General features: G+C 70.2%; 20 protein-coding genes. 3 read left to right on the top strand and 17 right to left on the bottom strand.

Annotated features, from left to right (window positions below; genetic code table 11):
* Nucleotides 1-325 precede the first annotated feature (325 nt).
* The 3 genes from VF092_16070 to VF092_16060 form a co-directional block, all read right to left on the bottom strand.
* Nucleotides 326-478 (bottom strand): hypothetical protein, encoded by a 153-nt coding sequence (locus tag VF092_16070; protein HEX6748815.1) that lies wholly within the window; start codon nucleotides 476-478, stop codon nucleotides 326-328.
* Nucleotides 475-825: a hypothetical protein gene (locus VF092_16065; protein HEX6748814.1), complete on the bottom strand. Its 351-nt coding sequence runs from the start codon at nucleotides 823-825 to the stop codon at nucleotides 475-477. Before VF092_16065 ends, VF092_16070 begins: the two co-directional genes overlap by 4 nt.
* A 143-nt stretch (nucleotides 826-968) precedes the next feature.
* The gene (locus tag VF092_16060; protein HEX6748813.1) at nucleotides 969-2360 is read right to left on the bottom strand and encodes a phage/plasmid primase, P4 family; all 1392 of its coding nucleotides are present in this window, start codon (nucleotides 2358-2360) and stop codon (nucleotides 969-971) included.
* 104 nt (nucleotides 2361-2464) lie between these two features.
* Between VF092_16060 and VF092_16055 the strand changes: the two genes are divergently transcribed.
* The 3 genes from VF092_16055 (at nucleotide 2465) to VF092_16045 (ending at nucleotide 3673) form a co-directional block, all read left to right on the top strand.
* Nucleotides 2465-2995 (top strand): hypothetical protein, encoded by a 531-nt coding sequence (locus VF092_16055; protein HEX6748812.1) that lies wholly within the window; start codon nucleotides 2465-2467, stop codon nucleotides 2993-2995.
* Between the two features lie 163 nt (nucleotides 2996-3158).
* Nucleotides 3159-3419 (top strand): hypothetical protein, encoded by a 261-nt coding sequence (locus VF092_16050; GenBank protein HEX6748811.1) that lies wholly within the window; start codon nucleotides 3159-3161, stop codon nucleotides 3417-3419.
* Between the two features lie 11 nt (nucleotides 3420-3430).
* The gene (locus VF092_16045; GenBank protein ID HEX6748810.1) at nucleotides 3431-3673 is read left to right on the top strand and encodes a hypothetical protein; all 243 of its coding nucleotides are present in this window, start codon (nucleotides 3431-3433) and stop codon (nucleotides 3671-3673) included.
* 52 nt (nucleotides 3674-3725) lie between these two features.
* Here the strand turns inward: VF092_16045 and VF092_16040 are convergent, their stop codons facing one another.
* From VF092_16040 to VF092_15975, 14 genes are all read right to left on the bottom strand, one after another.
* Nucleotides 3726-3986 carry a hypothetical protein gene (locus VF092_16040; GenBank protein HEX6748809.1) on the bottom strand — a complete coding sequence of 87 codons (261 nt, stop codon included), beginning with the start codon at nucleotides 3984-3986 and terminating at the stop codon, nucleotides 3726-3728.
* Nucleotides 3976-4761: a hypothetical protein gene (locus tag VF092_16035; GenBank protein HEX6748808.1), complete on the bottom strand. Its 786-nt coding sequence runs from the start codon at nucleotides 4759-4761 to the stop codon at nucleotides 3976-3978. Before VF092_16035 ends, VF092_16040 begins: the two co-directional genes overlap by 11 nt.
* Nucleotides 4762-4769: 8 nt before the next feature.
* Nucleotides 4770-5297 (bottom strand): hypothetical protein, encoded by a 528-nt coding sequence (locus VF092_16030; protein ID HEX6748807.1) that lies wholly within the window; start codon nucleotides 5295-5297, stop codon nucleotides 4770-4772.
* Nucleotides 5294-7435, bottom strand: a complete 2142-nt coding sequence (locus tag VF092_16025) for a hypothetical protein (protein HEX6748806.1) — start codon at nucleotides 7433-7435, stop codon at nucleotides 5294-5296. Before VF092_16025 ends, VF092_16030 begins: the two co-directional genes overlap by 4 nt.
* Nucleotides 7428-8558 (bottom strand): hypothetical protein, encoded by a 1131-nt coding sequence (locus VF092_16020; protein ID HEX6748805.1) that lies wholly within the window; start codon nucleotides 8556-8558, stop codon nucleotides 7428-7430. The genes VF092_16025 and VF092_16020 overlap by 8 nt, the downstream gene beginning before the upstream one ends.
* On the bottom strand, nucleotides 8559-8978 hold the full coding sequence (locus VF092_16015; GenBank protein HEX6748804.1) for an HK97 gp10 family phage protein: 420 nt from the start codon (nucleotides 8976-8978) through the stop codon (nucleotides 8559-8561).
* Nucleotides 8979-9054: 76 nt separating this feature from the next.
* A complete protein-coding gene (locus tag VF092_16010) occupies nucleotides 9055-9477 on the bottom strand; it encodes a hypothetical protein (GenBank protein ID HEX6748803.1) in 423 nt (140 codons plus the stop codon).
* A gap of 30 nt (nucleotides 9478-9507) precedes the next feature.
* Nucleotides 9508-9909 (bottom strand): hypothetical protein, encoded by a 402-nt coding sequence (locus VF092_16005; protein ID HEX6748802.1) that lies wholly within the window; start codon nucleotides 9907-9909, stop codon nucleotides 9508-9510.
* Nucleotides 9910-9920: 11 nt separating this feature from the next.
* Nucleotides 9921-11048, bottom strand: a complete 1128-nt coding sequence (locus tag VF092_16000; protein ID HEX6748801.1) for a DUF4082 domain-containing protein — start codon at nucleotides 11046-11048, stop codon at nucleotides 9921-9923.
* Entirely contained in the window at nucleotides 11041-11223 is a 183-nt protein-coding gene (locus VF092_15995) for a hypothetical protein (protein ID HEX6748800.1), read from the bottom strand. The genes VF092_16000 and VF092_15995 overlap by 8 nt, the downstream gene beginning before the upstream one ends.
* Nucleotides 11220-11831 (bottom strand): hypothetical protein, encoded by a 612-nt coding sequence (locus VF092_15990; GenBank protein ID HEX6748799.1) that lies wholly within the window; start codon nucleotides 11829-11831, stop codon nucleotides 11220-11222. Before VF092_15990 ends, VF092_15995 begins: the two co-directional genes overlap by 4 nt.
* Before the next feature lie 47 nt (nucleotides 11832-11878).
* The gene (locus tag VF092_15985) at nucleotides 11879-12241 is read right to left on the bottom strand and encodes a hypothetical protein (protein HEX6748798.1); all 363 of its coding nucleotides are present in this window, start codon (nucleotides 12239-12241) and stop codon (nucleotides 11879-11881) included.
* 19 nt (nucleotides 12242-12260) lie between these two features.
* A complete protein-coding gene (locus tag VF092_15980) occupies nucleotides 12261-15125 on the bottom strand; it encodes a phage portal protein (protein ID HEX6748797.1) in 2865 nt (954 codons plus the stop codon).
* Nucleotides 15126-15223: 98 nt separating this feature from the next.
* Nucleotides 15224-16702, bottom strand: coding sequence for a hypothetical protein (locus VF092_15975; protein ID HEX6748796.1), 1479 nt, complete (start codon nucleotides 16700-16702; stop codon nucleotides 15224-15226).
* Nucleotides 16703-17013: the final 311 nt, after the last annotated feature.

Raw genomic sequence — 17013 nt, 5'->3', positions numbered from 1 at the left:
GTGTCCGGGGCGGCCCTCGATGGGGAAAATCCACCGCTGATCGAGTCAGACATTGATGATCACCACTTTGTTCGGGGACGCGGAGCCGGGTCCGGGCCGTGGTCGCCCGGGTCACCCGTCGCCAGGTTGCACGCACGACAGGCCGGCACCAGGAACCGGGGATCGTCCCCGGTCCGGCGCCGGCCCTTCGTGTGGTGGACCTGGGTGGCCACGTGCGTACACACCCCCGGTATCCGTAGCTGGCACACGGTTCCACGTGCGCGGAACGTACGGCAGCGGGTGTTGCGCCACGCGCGCGTGGATCCCCGGCTCCAGTCCGTACCGCTCACACCAGGAGCGTACCCACGATGATCACACCCGTCATGATCACGCACAGCTCCACGAACGCACACAGCATCCTGAAGGCCAGGTCACACCCGAACCCGCTGGACTCCCCGGGCGCCGGAGCCTCGATCGGCCGGGAGCGCTTGCCGCTCACGCGTCACCCAGGATCTTGAACGTGCGCACGTAGGCTTGCTTCATGCACGCCGCGGCCGCGTCCGGGTAGTTCTCCTTTAGCTTCGTCTGGTCCATCGACTGACGGAGCGCGGCCTTCCACGTCACCTGGACCACGCCGCCCACGCTGGCCTCCTCGTGGGCACCCATGGCCGCCTTGATCTTGCTCTCCCGGTCCTTGATCTTCTGGTCCAGCTCGTCCCGGTCGGCCCGGAGCGCGCGCAGCTCCCGGAGAGCGCGCTGGGTGTTGCGATCGAGCGCCAGGGGTGCGACGGGGCGTGCCGGCGTGGGCGTGGTCGCTGCCTTCGCAACCTTCCGTGTGGCTACCATGTTGCTTCCTTTCGGTGCGTCTTTTGTTGACTTAACAGATAAGAGTTAGTAGAACGCGCGCGCGTGGCGCGCATGCGTGCACGCGCGCGCGCGCGCCACGCGTAGTTGGCTCAATTCATGCGGGTTATCCGGGACAGGCCAGCTCAGGGCCCATATTCATCCGGGACAGCATCCGGGACAGGATCCGGGACAGGCTCATCCGGGACAGGAGGCTCCAGGTACAAGATCCCCGTGAGCGGGCCCTGAGAGTACCGCGGGTCCATCCGGAGGGTAACCCCACGCAGCCAACGAACTCTGACACCGTCTGACGGTCTGCGGACTCTCTCAGTGGTGATCTCCCCTCGATAGGTGTTCTGCAATTGACGGCTGACTATGTGTGCGGGAAGCCTTGAATAGCCCCACTTTCGGCACCACGATTCGTACCGCTCATAGAGCGTGTCCAGCAGTACGCACGCGTACGGGCCCTTCACACAGTCATCCTCAATGAACAAGAACAGCGGGTTCGCGCTCCGGCGCATCTCTTCGCGCGCCTCCACGGACTCCTGGGACTCCACGAAGCGGCCGGCGCGCTCCAGCTCCCGCAGACCACCCAGCGCCCACTGGAGGATGCCCGGCAGCTCCTCCCGGAGCGCGTCCCGGAGCGCCGGGTCCTCCTTGCCCAGGAAGCTCTTGGACATGGTGATGGTGATCATCCGGCCGGCCAGCGCGCCGGAGGCGTCCGCCATGGATGGCGTGTCGTTGGACGCGGCCACGAAGCGGACGGCCAGGCGGCCATGCCAGGTGGTCTTGTTCTTACGGTTCACGTCCCGGGCATCGCACCCGGTGATGGACAGAATCTCCGGCACGGCGTCCGCCGTGTGCTGGCTGGTCCACCGCACATCCGGCATCACCACGAGTCGCTTGCCCAGGAACGACTCCAGCCCGAACGTCTCCGCGAACACGCTCAGCTTCGCCACGCTGGCCGTGGAGCCGGGCCCCAACAGCTCCTCCATGAGCCACAGCAGCGTCCCCTTTCCGGAGCGCGGTGGCCCGATCATCACCAGCATTTTCTGGAGGTCCGTACGCCCGGACACCAGGTATCCGAGCCACTGACGCAGGACCTCCACGTCCGCGGCGGAGAGGATGTCCGATAGCCACGCCAGCGTCCGTGGGCACTCCGCGCGCACGTCCCACCGGTAGCTGGCTACCGAGGTGTTCCAGACGGCCGGCGTGTACTCCCGCGGCTCCATGTCCGCGTTCAGCCACACGTCCGCCAGGAACATCCCCACGGTGGGGCCCTCACTGGCCCGGCGGAGTGCCAGGTCCCCCAGCAACGCCAGGATGTCCGTGATCGTCTTGTCACGGATGGGCCCCCACGGGACCGGCCGGCCGTCCGCCAGCATCTCCGCATCGTCCAGCCACCGCACCAGGTCCGCGCGCACGTCCCGCCGGTCCACGGGCTCCCAGACGGCGCCCCGATGGGTGTACCAGTCGTCCCTCCACAGAGCCAGCGGCTCCCCCGCTCCGGCGCGCTCGTCCAGGTAGGTGCGCGCCACGTCATACGGCCGCGACGGGCCCGGAATGATCGGCACGAGGGGGACACTACGCTCCCGTGTCAACTGTTGGCAACAGTGGACACGCGGGTGTAGCGTCTCCGGCCATGACTACCGATGAGGCGCGGGTGGACGCCACCCGCCGCACCTACGCACGGCGCGCCGCGCGGCGCGCCGCGGACGAGCTGGCCGGCGTGTCCATCGACCTGTGGGACGACGCCACCAAGCGCATCGTCGCCGCGCTGGCCGCACACATCCCGAGCAAGGTGACCGCAGAGGAGCTGGACGACGCGTTCGGGCCCATCGGCCCGCGCCTGTTCTCCTGGGACGAGCTTCCCCACGGCACCGAGGACATCCACGTGGCGTTCGCCGCGGAGCTGGACCGGATGGGACTCACGGCCGATGAGGTGGACGACGAGCGCGAACGCGACGAAGCGGCGGCCGCGGAGGATGCCGAACTCACGCCGGAGGAGCGCGCCAGCGTGGCGGAGGCCGCCGACCGTAACGCCGCCGCGGCCGCGGACGATGCCGAACTGGACGAGCGGGAGGCGTACCAGCGATACCACCGGGTGACGCTCAGGTGCCCGGTGTCCTGCCACGAGTGCGCCACCGGCTCCACGCCGGTGGATGCACGATAACGGTGATTATCGTGCTTGATCACATGGTGCTTTTGGCCCTGTATCTGGCGGTTGAGGATCTGATCATTGCGGAGCTGGCCGCGGAGATCCGGGAGTGCCGATGGTGCCGGCCGGGCGTCCGGCTGTGCGCCACACATCGGGCCATGCTGGAGCAGCTCCCGCCGTGCCCGGAGCCGGAGTGTTGGGCGTGTCGCCCGAAGAGTTGAGCGCGTGGGCACAGGGGTACCTGGCCGGCTGGGACCGCGCGGACGCGGCCGCCGGCCGGGACCTCCCCCACGAGGAGCCCGTCAAGCTCCACCTGGTCCGGGGGATCGAGCGCGCCGGCCGGCGCCAGCTGTGGGACCTGATGGTGATGGCCGGGGAGTACCCGGACCCCGAAGAGATCGAGAGAAGGCTATGGACGCATCCGACTACATCCGGTTGACCGGCGGCATCATGATCATTGGCCTACTGCTGGCCGCGGCCGGCATCGTGTTCGCGCTCCGCCGCGGCGTCCGGGAGCTGGACGACATCACCCGCCCGCTTCCCCGGCCGGCGCCGGGCCCGTGCCGGCGCCGGCTGTCCACGCTCCCGTGCACGCTCGTGGACGGCCACGATGGCGCGTGCCGGGTGCGGCTCCCGGAGCCACGGAACACGCCGCACAAGCGGCTCCACCGCTCCTGGGACGACTGGTCATAGAGACGACGAAGGCGGCCGCCCGCGGGGGATGCGGGCGGCCGCCGGCCTGTGTTCAGCGTGTCCCGGGTGTGCTTCCGTCGCCGGGCGGGAGGTCCGGCCGCGGCGTGTGCTTCGCCCGGACGCCGGCCAGGAACGACACGCCGGCCGGGACGAGCGCGAGCACGAACGGCTCCAGGATGTCCGGGAGCGGCGTGACGAGCACCGGCTGAGCGGTGACCGCCTCCAGCACCGCCAGCCCGGCCGTGGTCCCGAGGTAGGCGCCCAGCGTCGCCCAGGTGACTTTGCGCTCGATCGGCGCCGGCTTACCGTTCATCGGACGCCACCCCACTGAGCGCGGCCGGCTGGTCCCCCACGGGCTCCACCGGCTCCACCTCGTCCGTGGACAGCGGCGCCAGGTACGCAGCCTTCCACGTGTCCCAGGTGTCCACGGACAGCGTCCGGGCCCGGGCGTACGCCGGTGGGTGGTGGATCAGCACCAGGTCCACGGCGAACTGGTAATCGTAGGTTTCCAGCCAGTTGGCCGGCGTGCCCGGGGACTCCCCGGCCATGGCGTAGAGAGCCGGGTTGTCGGGCCCGGCGCCGGTCCCGTCCTTGTGGTAAATCGTTGTCATGTAACGGTTCCCATCCTTCGGAGGAGCTGGAGGCGTTGCTACGAACGGGCTCCGGCCCATCGGTGCGTCCAACATGTCGGTACGGCCGGACATGTGGCAGTGCGTGTCGGACGACGGTACGGAGTCGCGGAAGTAGTTCCGCCGACAGGACCAGTTCATCCCGTAGGCGTTCACATACTTCAGCCACGGGTACTCCCCGGCGCGCGCGCGCTCCAGGAACGCCCAGAACCACGGGCCGGCGCCCAGGTCGATGGCGTTGATCCAGTACCCGGTGAGCTGGACCGGCCACTCCGTATACGAGAACGGGCAGTGATCCTGCGGGAACGGGTTCTGGAGATGCGCGTAGTTGTCGCTCCCCAGGTCCCCCAGGAACGGCACGCCGGCCGCCGCCGCGGCCGCCTTCACCTCCGTGAGCCAGCGCGGCCGGAGCACCGGCCGTCCGGCCCGGTTCCACGCGTAATACTCAGCGACGGCCATCTATCCCCCTACGCTGCGCTCGTCACGCGCATCTTGGTTCCGCGGCGGAGAATCGTCGCGGTGGCGTTCGAGACTGTCTGAGCCCACTGTAGGACCAGGGAGCCGGCGTTGCTCCCGTTGAACAGTGTCGCGCTCAGCGTGAACGGGACGTTCCCCCCAGTGCCGATCAGACCGGTCACGAACTGGAGCGGGGAGCTACCGGGCAGGCCCACCACGGCCGCCCACTCGTCCGTTCCCGGGTCGTAGCGCCACGATGCCGCGTCCATCTGGCCGCCGGACGGGAACGTGAACTGAAACTTCATCTGGCCGGTGGCGCCCGCTTGGTAGAGCCCGTGGACCTCCACGTCCACCACGGCGTTCGCGGCCACCGCCACCGAAAGGTGAGGATCACTCGCGTACGTGGCCGTGTTCGCCCGGGAGGTGTCCACGCTCTTGGCTACCAGCAGCCCGGACATCTTGCCGTTGATCGCTGTCTCCCACGGGCTCAGCCGCTCCGCCAGGAGCACGGCGCCGGCCGGGATGTTGGGTGCTGTCACAGTGCCACCGCCAGGGGATAGGCGAACCGCACCGGAGTGCCGTCCGCGTGAGCCTTCACAACGCCGTTCACGGAGCGCACCACGGTGAGCGTCCACGCACTCCCGGCGCCCGTGATGTTGGTGACCCGGACCAGCTCCCCGGCCAGCTTCAGGAACATCCCGCCACCGTTGCGCGCCGGGTCCCAGTCGTCCGGGTCCGTGGTCCAGGTGACGCCGCCGGAATCGATCACCAGCGCGGTGGCACTGTTGCTGACGCCACCGTCCAATGTGGACAGTAGGGTGGCCACGCGCTGGCCGCGCACGTCCGTGGAGCCGTCGTTGGCCGCGACGATGCCGACCTCCCACGGGGACGCCGGCACGCCGTTGAGCGTGACCATGCGCCGGTGGGTGCCCAGCACCTCCCGGGTACCCAGGAGCACCTGGACCGGGTTGTCCGGCACGTCCGGCACGCCGGACAGCTCGAACCGGTCCCCGATCTCCAGCGCCTCCACGGCCGCGATCAGCGCCAGCCCATCCTGGCTATCGAGATCGAGGGTGACCGCGGAGTAGCGCGGCTCCTCCACGGTGCCGCGGCGGAGGTGCCAGTTCGCGTGGTCGACCAGCACGGAGTCCACGTCCGTGTTCACGTCCACGGAGCCGGTGGTCCGGCCCACGCCCTCCGGGTCCGTGCCCGGCGCGTTCACGTTGAGCGGCCCGCTCGTCTGGACCGCGCGTGCGGTCCCGCCGTTGCGTCTCTTGACCGTCACGTCGTTGCGGGTGGTCCGGTCGCCCGTGTCGGCCACCAGCGGGTGGCTCAACCCGCCGTTGTTGAACGGGATGGTGAGCACCGGGTCCGTGTTGTAGAGGTCCCGGCCGGTCCGGATGGCCAGCTCCAGCGCGTCGATCGGCTCATAGAGCAGTCCGTCACAGGTCCGGACGCACTCCCGGATCAGCTCCATGAACGTGATGGCCGGCTGTGGGCCCATCCGCGGCGTGTCGTCCGGGTCCCCGATGATCGTGACCGTGACGCCCTCTTCGTCGCCTAGCCGGAGCGCGCGCCGGCCGGCGCGTTCCCCGGCGTACCCGCCGATCCCGAGACTGTTGTTCGTGGGGGAGATGTAGTTCGGGAAGGCTCCCGTGTCGTTGCCCAGCGCCACCTGGCCGATCTCGGAGCCGGCTATGTCGCTCACGCCGTAGGTGACGCGGACCAGCCGGCCGATCGTGTGCCCGACCACGGTGTCCGTGGGGACGCCACCCTGGCTGGTAGGCACCTCCACGATCAGGTGGGTCACGTCGATATTGGCGCCGTTCTGTGTCAGCTCGATCGAGCTAAGCCACTCCACGCCGTTCGCGATGAACCCGGACCACGCCACCGGGCCCAGCGTCTCCACGATCGTGTCCCCGGAGTAGAAGTGGATCCGGAGCCCGAACCCGGTGGAGTACGCCAGCTCGAACTTGTCGATGGTGCCTCCGGCGCACTCCACCCGTTGCATGATGGCGCCGTCTGTCAGCTCGTCCGCGGGGATGCGCCAGAGGTTTATCAACTTGTGTTCGGTGCTGTTGTAGGTGCGGAAGCTGAACGTCACCTGGCCGTCCGTGCCCAACTGGAGGAGCCGTTCGCTGGACTGGCTGGCACCTCCGCCGTACGTCACGGCGCCGGACACCACGGGCGGGGAAGATCCGACCGGGGAACTGATCGCGGTGGCTCCGGACTCCTCCTCCACCGGCCAATACTCCAGCCGGGTGGCATCGTTGGCCGGCGCCACCATCGCGCGGTACGCCGGGGAGCGGAGCGGGTCCGAGCCTTGCTCCAGCCGGCGCATGATGCCGCCGCCCTCGATCGGGGTCCACGCGTCCCGCTGGTCCGCGGACACCTGTGGCCGCCACGAGCTGGCCTCCACGGTGGCGCGCACGGAGCCGGCCAGATCGAGCTGGAGCGGCGTGTTCCGCCCGGCCACGCCGTAGAGCGGGGAGCCCGGGTTGCCCGGGTTGTAGTCGCGGGTGCGGTTGTCCAGCGTGAGCTTGACCGAGGTGGGCGGGGAGTCCGCGCCCTCCGGGCCGGCGCCGCGCTCGATCTCCACGGAGTCCCGGCCGTAGACCGGTGCGGCGTTCCACGTCCCGCCGTAGAACAGGCTGGCCGTGAGATCCTGCTTAGCCACCGCTGAGCCCCAACACCTGCGGCCGGCCGCCCTTGTCGCGCACGGCGCCGGCTATGAGCTGGACCAGCGCGTCCGCCAGGCGTGTCCCGTCCGACCGGATGACCAGCTCCGCCCGGCCGCCGGCCGCGGACCGGGAGCCGATCGTCTCGCCCGCTTGGAGCACCGCGAGCACCTGAGCACCGGGCGCGCCGGGGACGGTACCGCCGGAGTGCATCGTGGGCAGACGCGGCGCCCGGATGCTGTTCCCGCCCACGCCGGGCACCCAGGACGGGATCGTCCAGGAGAGGCGCCCGATCGTGCCGTTCCACAGGTTCGCCACCGCGTTGAACGCCGCCCGGAACGGCGCGGTGATGATCGAATACACCGTGGAGAACGCGGAGCCGATCAGCCCGGGGATCTTCTTGAAGATCCCGATCACCCAGTTGGCGCCGGCCACGATCAACTCCCACGCCTTCTGGTAGTTGCCCACGACCCACTTCACGTAGGCCACGATGCCGTCCCAGATGACTTTCCACGCCTTCGCGAAGAAGTCTGTTTGCGTTGCCAGCCATACGATCCCGGCCACGAGCGCGGCCACACCCACGATGATCAACCCGATGGGGTTGGCCGTCATGGCGATGTTCCACAACCACTGAGCGGCCGTCGCCACGCCGGTGGCTATCGACGTTGCGATCATCGCGGTACGCGCGGCCACCATGGACGCGGCCGTCCGGACCCACGAGGCTTGCGCCACCGTGTTGGCCAGGATCATTAGATCGAGCGCGCCGGTGACACCGGTGATGATGGTGCCGGCTTTCTCCATCTGCTCACCCAGCTTGCCTATCGGGTGATCCTCCCCGAACGCCTCCGTGAGCGCGCCACCGATGTCCCCGATACCGCCGGACAGCATGGAGGAGGCGCCGGACGCCCGGTCCAGCCGCTCCCCCATCACACCCGCCTGGCGCGCCGCAGCCTCGAACGCCTCCTCCGATGTGCCGGCCGCGCGCGCCGTCGCACGTGCCTGACTCTCCACATCGGACAGTGACCGCTCCAGCCCGTTGGACTCCCGCTCCACGTCCCCCATGGCGCGCGTCAGGGAGTCCGCGTCACCCGCGAACGTGAGGGTTACCTGGTTGCCAGCCATCTATCCCAGCTCCACCCCGGCGTCATCCGCGATACGGCGGAGCGCGGCGTTCAGCGTCTCCTCCACCCGCGTCTTTTCCCGCCGGTAGGCGGGATAGATGTAGCGGCCGTCCGGCTCCCACGGCCGGCTGGCCGTGTTGTCTCGCCCGACCTTCCCGCCGTAGTCCAGCCACGGGAACCACGGCGCCCGGGAGCCACCGCCGGACACCCGAGTGGCCAACTGCGACGAGCGCGCCTTGATGGACTGTGCGGCCTTCCCGGTGCGGCGGGGGACGGTCGGCCGGGCGGAGTCCACCACGATGTTCGCCGCTTCGTTGCCGGCCAGCCGGAGCGCGCGCGGCAACCCTTGCTCCATGGCGCGGAGGTTGCGGCGGAACTCCGCCAACCCCTGGACCCTGATGGGGTCGATTATGGTTGCCACTCAGCCTCCCGCCTTCAGCCGCTCCAGCTCTTGACGTTGCGCCATCCGTCCGAAGTAGACAGTCCAGCGCATCCACTCATCCTGCGTCAGGGTCCCCCGAAGCTCCCGCACCGTCCGGCCCAGCTTCGCCGCTAGGTAGTGCTCGAACTCCAGCTCCGTGGTTTCCATCGCGAGCCACGTCGCTTTTCGGCGCACCCTCGAACATGCCGGACAGCTCTTGGATCCGTTGCTGCACAATGCCGATCGCGCGGTTGACACCCGACGATCGTTGCCACGCCGCCACTTCGTCCGCCGTCATGCGCGGGTTCACCATCCCCGCGACGAGACTCAGCCGCTCGATCTTCAGCGCATCGTCGCCCGCTTCCTTGCGGATGCGCAGCACCTCCGCGCGGCTCAGCTCCCGGACGCGGACCACCATCCCGCCCGGGAGTTGAACGTCTGCCTCCTCCAGTCCCACGCTCGTGAGATCGGTGACGCTGGCGTACCTCTGTTCGTCCACTGTGGACTCCCCCTAGAACTGTTGCCGTGCCTACGCTTGTGTCGTGTCCGTGATGGCTCCGCACTTGCGGAACTCCGCGGACCATGTGATGAAGTCGGCTACCGGGTTGGTTTCCACGTACTTCGTCAGGAGCCCGGTGAACGCCTCCTGTGGCTTCCCGGTCCCGGTGCCCTCCGTCTTGCGGACGATCGGCATCCGGGTGCCTTCCTTGCCGCGCATCGTGGACGCCGGCCCGGTCACGCTGGAGTCATAGAACCCGCCACACGTGAACTGTCCGCGCCGGAGGCCGCCCTCATAGTCGGCATCGTCGGGCCCGTAGGTGGACGTGTCGTGTTCGTCCGCCTCCCGGGTCAGCTCCGATGTGTTGCAGAAAGCGGTGATGTCGTCTCCATCGACAGTGATCACTGTCTTCCGGCCGTGTACCTTAGCCATGGCTGAACCCCTTATCCCATAACCGTTACAGAGAACACCGCGGCCAGGTACTCCACGCCGGCCATCGTCCACACGTCGAACTCAGCATTCGACACTTGGAGATCATCGAACGTCACATACTCGCCGGACTCCAGCACTTGCTTGACCGACCGGGACCCGAACCCGGAGGAGAAAGCGGACAGGCTGGACAGCGCCGAATCGTCGTTGAGCCGGGACACGAGCGCGACCACGGGAACCACCATCGAGTCCGACCCGCGGCCATAGGTCTTGTCGTAGTTGATGGTGCGCGGGTAGGCGACCACGGCCGCCGGCACCTTCACTTTCCGCGGGGGACCCAGGTGGACCTGGAGCCCGGCCACGGTGTCCAGCCGGGTGGCCAGCTCCCGGACCACCGCCTCCACGTCCATCCCGCCCGGCGTGCCGGCGCGCGCGACCACCGGGACGGCCGCGGAGTCGCGCAGCCCACCGGCGTCCGTGACCACCAGGAGCACGGCGTAAATCCCGTCCGCGGCGTAGGTGTGCTGCTCCACCGCGGTCCCGTTCGGCACGGTGGTCCCGTCGCCAAACTCCCACCGGTAGGTAAGCGTGCCCGGCGCCTCATCCTCCACCGTCGCGGTGGCCGTCACGGTGCGGCCGGCCACCGTCGCCACGAGCGTGGCCACCGGCGCCGTGTTCCCGCCGATCCCCGCTTCGTACACCAGGTCCACGCCGTAGAAGCTGGAGCTGGCCGTGGTCGGCCGGACCGGTACGGCTGTCTCCGTGAACAGCCCGGATGTGTAGGTGACCAGCCCGTCCGCGGAGTCGTTGGGGTACCCGCCCGGCGTGGCGCCGTAGTACCGGAACGTGGAATAGCTGAGCACCAGCGAGGTACCCGCCTCCACCTCCAGCGGAGCCTCCAGCTCGAACGTGGTCCAGCCGGCCGGCAGCGCATCGTCCAGCAGCACCTCCGCCAACTGGACGCCGCCGGTGGTCCACACCCGGGCGGAGCGGTTCAGCACGCTGGCGGAGGTGGGCCCGTGCCACACCCGCACCGCGTTGACCGTGAGGTCCCCGTTCGCCGTCCACGCCTGGCCCAGCTCGTATGAGGTGGCGCCGTCATCCTGCGCTACCGGGGTAGCGCCGTCCCATCCCTCAGCCACCGCCGCCGCCCATCTGAGCCAGGTTGCTGATCAGGTTGAACAGTGCCACCGCGCCGATACCGCCGGTCCCGATGTAGATGTTCCGCTCCAGCCGGGACACCCGGGAGCTGAGATCATCGATCCGGGTGTATATGCGCTTCAGGTGGGAGCGGTCACCCAGCGGCCCGCTGGTCACTGCGGCCGGCCCAGCCGGGCGTACCCGGCGATGTTCACGGCCACGTCCGGGTCCAGCCGGGCCAACAGCCGTAGTTCGTTGCCTTGCTCCGGGGAGCCGGCCACGCCGGACGGGGACGCCTGGCGGAAGTCGAACCGGGACGCTTGGAGGCGGGTGGCCAGCTTGATCTGGACCGGCACGGCCGTCCAGCCCCACACGGCCGTGACCGCCACTTCGTACTCCGGGTACGCCGGCACCACGGCGGAGCCGATTTCGAGCACCAGCCGTTCGTACGGCCGGCCGCGCGTGGGCGCGTTGCGCGGCTCCGCGCGCCACCCGGTCACGGCCACGCCGCCGGCCGTGACCGCCGTGGGCGCCGTCATGAAGTCGTCCGTCACGACCACCCAGCGGCCGCGCTCCGCGCGCCACTCCGCCACGTAGGTCCGCTCCTCCGGCGCGTCCGTCTTGCCGAACTGGCGGAGGCCACCCGGGTGGCACGCCATGTCGATGGCCCGGGAGGCGGCCGTGATGTACGTGGCCAGGAGCGGGTCATTCTCCGTGTTGTCGTCCGGGACCTCCAGGAAATCCCGAAGCTCCTGGAGCGTGATGTAGTCCGGTGCCCACGCCACCGCGGCCACCTCCCTTCAAAAACCTCGAGGTATTTGATCTTGAAACGCTACTTGCCGGAGCGCTCCCGCGGGGAGCCGTCGCCATCCACCGGCGCGCCGGTGAACGGGGACGTGACCACCTGAGCGGCGGCCGCCTCCGGGTCCGAGTCGCGCAGCGCCTCCCGGTTGGCCAGCTCTTGGCGGGTGCCCTCCGAGATACCGAACGAAGGCTCCGCCGGCTGAGCGCTCAGCCGGGCCAACTGCGCGTCCACCCGGCGCCGGAGTGCCTGCAGCTCCGGGACCGTGAGCCCCTGGACCGACCGGGACGCTTCGTCCATGGTCACGTCCGGCGTGGGGTTCGCGCCCTCCCCCTCCGGGTTGCGCGCGGCCGGCGCCATCGTCGCCTTCGCGGGTGCCTTGCTTTCAGCCATGATCAGTTCCCTCCGGGTGCTACGGCACCGGGTCGTAGGAGATCTCGCGGACACCCGCGATATCGGTAATGGCCGCCGCGGAGTAGCCCCAGATGGCCAGGTCCACGTACGCCACCCGGTACTGGAATTCCAGCCGTTGCGGCGCGGTGGCCCAGCCGTGGACGCTCTCCCGGTCGTAGAGGTAGCTCGACGCCGCGACGGAGCCGGTAGCCGCGAGCGCCCACGCCGGGTGGAAGAGGATGCCGCCCACGTTGATCGAGCCGAACAGCGCGGTGGACTGGCCGTTGGCGTTCGCCGGTCCGATGATCGGGAACAGCGGCCGCTTGTCGTTGTCGAGCGCGCCGGCCAGCGCCTTGTACAGGTCCACCTGGGTGGCCGTGTCCGTCATCGTCAGACCGCCGCGGACGAACTGGAGCGCGGCAATCGCCGCGATCAGTTCCGCCGCCAACGTCTGTCCGGTGGTCCCGCCGCCGGCCGTAAACGTGCCCAGCGCCGTGGGGCTGGCCGCGTCGAGTACCGCGATTGCCTTCGCCTCCAGCGCTTCGTACCACGCCTTTTCCATCTGGCGCCAGATGAGCCCGGACAACTGCGGGTTGCCACCCTGGTCCCACGCCTCCCGGGTGATCTCCACCTTTCCGGAGGTGGCCGTGGGCGTGATCGTCTGGCTGGTAGCGGTGAAGGTGCCCGGGGTCGGCTCCACGCCCTCCGTGTGCGTGGCCACCAGCCCGGACGCGGAGTTGAACTTGGGGACGATGAACGGCGTCGAGTCCGCCAGGGTGCCCTTCGCGATGGACTCCCACACGGGGTACTTGAACGAGCGCTGGTCCACGTACATGTCCGCGCGCGTGGGTGACGGGTTCAGCGCGGTGGCGTCCGCCCGGTCCACGTCGAACGCGACCGTCATGAAGTGCGCCAGCCGGTCCGATGCGGCCACGTCGCCGCGCGCCGAGAGGATCAGGTCCGAACTGAGATCGTGGGTGCCGGGCCGGAGGTGGCGCGCTCCCTGGTTGTCGTAGGTGAAGCGGTAGGGCGGAGCCTCCGTCACCCGGGCGCCCGGGTTGGCCGCGGGCCCGGCCGGGTCCACCGGCGTGGGGCCCGGCTCCGCGGCGGCCGGCGCCGGCCCGCCCAGGAGCGCCAGGAGCGCGGCGCGCTGATCGGCCGAGAGGTTGAGCGGCGTGGCGCCGGCCGGCGCCGGAGCGGCGGGTGCGGCCGGCGTGCCGGTCGGCTGTGTCATTGGTTCCCCTCCAGGGTCACGGGACGCCGCCACGGTGGCGACGCGCGCGGAGTCGAATGCTGGCATTGCGGTGATCGAAATCTCCCGGAGCACGCCGGCCGTCACCAGGTAGACGCCTTCGTTGTCCGGGTCGGCCACCAGGTCCGTGATGTCCACGCCCACGGAGAGCCCGTCCAGGATCCCGTCTGCGGCGTCCGCCAGCACCGCGTCCCGCTCCGGGCCGGCGCCCACGGAGAACGTGGCCTCCAGGCCCGCCTCCCCGTCCACCAGGTTCGTGGCCTTCCCCATCGGCTGGGTGAAGTCGTGATCGCGGAGGAGCTTGACCCGGGACGGCTCCGCGCTCCAGGTGAGCGCGCCCTTCGCGAACCGGTACCGGTCGCCGCCCTTCGCGGCAATCTCGCCGTACGGGAGCGCCACGCCGCGGATGGTGCGCGTGGGCACGTCCACGTTGAACCCCACGGACAGCGCGGCGAACTCCACGCTCCGGCGGGTGTCCGCGAACGCTTGCGACCTGCGCAGACGCGCGGCCGCGACTTGATCAACTGGCGCTGGCGCCGGCGTGACCGGGGCGTCCGCGCCACCGGCCGGGGGAGCGGCCGGCGCGCCGTCCGCGGGTAGACCCTCTTCGGACCGGACCTCTTCCACCGTCATCACTCCCTTGTCGAGCGCGATCGAGTACACGCCCCACCGCTCCGTGGGGTTCGCGCGCATGTAGTCGTCAAGATCAAACGCCACTTCGTAGCCGCGCCGGGTCACGTCCCCCATGCTCAGCCGTTGGCTGATCGCGGCCATGTACGGGGCGTACACGTCGTTGATCCGGTCCCGGCGCCAATCCTGCGCGTTCGCGTAGGTCCGGCTGGTGGTCGACACGCCCAGCGTCTCCGGGTCCACGCCCAGGTGGTTGGCCACGTCCAGCGCCACCCGCGTCTCCAGCTCCACCAGCTTCATGTCCGCGGCGGAGGGCGCGGTGGACGGGACGTACTCCATCGAGCGGGGGATCCACGCCGTGGAGCCGCGGCGCCTGGCCGCGCGCCACTGGGAGATGTACTCCGCGGCCGCCTCATCATCGATCGGATCGGCACCCTCCGCCGGGCGAAAGTGCTCCGTCATCTGCGGGTTCGCGGCGTAGTTGTCGGCCGCCTCCCGGTAGCGGATGGCCCGGCGGATAGTGGCGGCCGCGTCCCGCAGGAGCGCGCCGTTCGGGGAGTCGAAGCGGATGACGTTGGAGCGGTGGACGCGCTCCCCGGAGATCCACACCCATTCCGTCATGGCCTCCGTGCCGGCCGGTAGCCACGCCTCCGCCGGCTTGTCCGGCGGGACGAGCGAGACGTTCCGCGGGTCCACCCGGGTGATCTTGTACGGGAAGCGTTCGCTGTCCTTCTGGGTGACGCGCCACCAAGCGATGCCCTCGAACAGCAGGTCCTCCAGCGTGGACGCGAGCACCACCACGTTGGTGACGTTGGCGTCCAGTTGCTCCAGGAGCGGGGAGCGCGCCACCACCTGGCCGGGCCCGCGCTGGACGAGCGGGAGAGTCGCGATCGAACACACGAGCTTGCGACCCTTTGACACGGCCGGCACCGACAGCGCCTGCGATCGGGAGACGGTGGCGCCGTTGCCGCTCCACTCCAGGATGGCCCGATCGATGGGCATGGGTGCGGCGTCGAACCGGGCGCCGGCCGGCGCGTCCATGCCCAGCACCGCACGACGCACCCAGCCCCACAGCCTCATGATCGGCAGTGTAGAGCCCGTTACGCGTCAGCCACCACAACGATGCGTGGCCGGCCCACCGGCGCCGGGAGCGCGCGCGCCAACTGGACAGCGCCGGCCACCGCGTACACGGCGTCCACGTGGCCGCGCCCACGCCGGCCGAACACCCACCGGTCACCCAGCTCCACCCGCTCCGCCGCGTCCACGTGCGCGTCCAGGAGCGGGTCCCCGGAGTGGACCAGCCGGCGCGCCAGCACCACGGAGCGGAGCGCCATGCACGCCGCCGGCACCTCCGCCCGGATCTCCTCCAGCGGGACGTGCCGCGGCCACCGCGGGCCCGCCAGCGACGCGGCCAGCTCCGCCGCCGGCCCGGTCGGCAGCCACCCGAGCACGCGCGGCCGGGCCCGCCGGACGAGCGCGGCCAGCTCCCGGCCAGCCCGGTCCGCGGCGCCCACGCCGGCCCACGCCTCCACGATCTCCACCCGTACCCGCTCGTCCCGGTCCACGGCGGCCGCGGCCAGCGTGACGTGTTCCCCGTCCGGCGCCACGTCCACGCACATGGCCACCCGGTCCCGGAGCCCGTCCAGCGTGCCCGGCTCCCGGCACGTGGCCCACGCTCCCCGGTCGATGGCCGGGTCCAGCACCGGGACCGTGATGCACAGCGCCTCCGTCTTGAAGCCGCTCAACTTTTGGCCACCGACCCGGAGCGCGGCGGCCGCCTCCTGGAGCTTCGCGTCCACCCGGATGCGCCGGCCCAGGTTCGGATTCGCGGCCGCCAGCGCGCGCACGTCCCGGACATCCGCGTCCACCGGTGCGGACCACTCGAAGTGACCCAGCGCCGGATCCCCGCCCTCGATCGCTTCGTCCCGTAGATCGTTCAGCACGATGGAGCGCTCCGTGCCGGCGTTCGTGATCACCCAGGTTTGCGCGTCCCACACGGCCGTGGTGGCGTTGTAGGCCGCGTCCCAGGTGTCGTAGTCGTGGTGCTGGCGTAGCTCGTCCAGGATCAGCCGCGCGATCGTCAGGGACCGGCCCGCTTCGTCGTTGGCGGCCGCGATCAGGTACCGCGACGGCTCCAGCGTGTCCGGGTCCGGGAGCGTGAACGCCTCCACCTCCCCGTTCGAGCGGCGAGTCCACCGCGCCGGCCGAAGGTCGGCCAGGTCCGCGGCGCGCTCCACCAGCCGGCGCATTTTGTCCCACGCCTCCCGGGCGTAGGCCAGCTTCGTGGAGGTGCCCAGCACCAGCCCCACCGCTTCGATGAACAGCCAGTAAGCCGCGAGGACCGCGAGGAGGTGAGTCTTCCCGTTCTGGCGCGCCACCATCACGAGGAGGCGCCGGAATCGCGGGGAGCCGTCCGGGGTCAGCTCACCGGCGTGGATGGCCAGCCAGGCTTGCCACGGATCGAGCGGCGCCCGGAGCACGTCCCGGGCGAACTCCACCACGTCGAACCCGTACGAGGTGGCCGGCGTCAGCTCACGGAGTGGAGGCGTCCACAGCCGCGGCTCCGTGCTTCCGATCACGGGCGCGTCCACGGAGGCTGGTGACGTTGGCGGGGAGTTGAGCGGGTGCACTGTCGCGGGCCCTTCGTGCGTGGCCGGCCAGCTCCCGGAGTACGGACTGGAGGCGCGGTCCCAGCTTGTGATACGTGGCCGCGCGCTCCGCCGGGTCGCCTGGCGCGTCTAGTAACCGTGCGTATTCCCGGGCCATCTGGCGGAGCCCGGACAACTCCGGGAGATCCGGGCAGGATCGGAGCGTTTCCGTCACGCTCCGATACATCCGGCCGGAGTCCGGGCGCGTCACCGCGCGGCCCACGCGGGGAGAGAGCGGACAG

It is taken from the genome of Longimicrobium sp., from assembly GCA_036377595.1.
In the GTDB taxonomy this organism is placed as follows: Bacteria; Gemmatimonadota; Gemmatimonadetes; order Longimicrobiales; family Longimicrobiaceae; genus Longimicrobium.
Note: the sequence above shows the minus strand (reverse complement) of the source record. Positions and strands in the feature narration are given on the sequence as shown.

What these genes read in the sequence shown, in the direction of transcription:
- VF092_16065 (HEX6748814.1), bottom strand. Translation starts at nt 825, where the DNA reads ATGGTAGCCACACGGAAGGTTGCGAAGGCAGCGACCACGCCCACGCCG.
- VF092_16055 (HEX6748812.1), top strand. Translation starts at nt 2,465, where the DNA reads ATGACTACCGATGAGGCGCGGGTGGACGCCACCCGCCGCACCTACGCA.
- VF092_16045 (HEX6748810.1), top strand. Translation starts at nt 3,431, where the DNA reads ATGATCATTGGCCTACTGCTGGCCGCGGCCGGCATCGTGTTCGCGCTC.
- VF092_16040 (HEX6748809.1), bottom strand. Translation starts at nt 3,986, where the DNA reads ATGAACGGTAAGCCGGCGCCGATCGAGCGCAAAGTCACCTGGGCGACG.
- VF092_16035 (HEX6748808.1), bottom strand. Translation starts at nt 4,761, where the DNA reads ATGGCCGTCGCTGAGTATTACGCGTGGAACCGGGCCGGACGGCCGGTG.
- VF092_16020 (HEX6748805.1), bottom strand. Translation starts at nt 8,558, where the DNA reads ATGGCTGGCAACCAGGTAACCCTCACGTTCGCGGGTGACGCGGACTCC.
- VF092_16005 (HEX6748802.1), bottom strand. Translation starts at nt 9,909, where the DNA reads ATGGCTAAGGTACACGGCCGGAAGACAGTGATCACTGTCGATGGAGAC.
- VF092_15985 (HEX6748798.1), bottom strand. Translation starts at nt 12,241, where the DNA reads ATGGCTGAAAGCAAGGCACCCGCGAAGGCGACGATGGCGCCGGCCGCG.
- VF092_15980 (HEX6748797.1), bottom strand. Translation starts at nt 15,125, where the DNA reads ATGCCCATCGATCGGGCCATCCTGGAGTGGAGCGGCAACGGCGCCACC.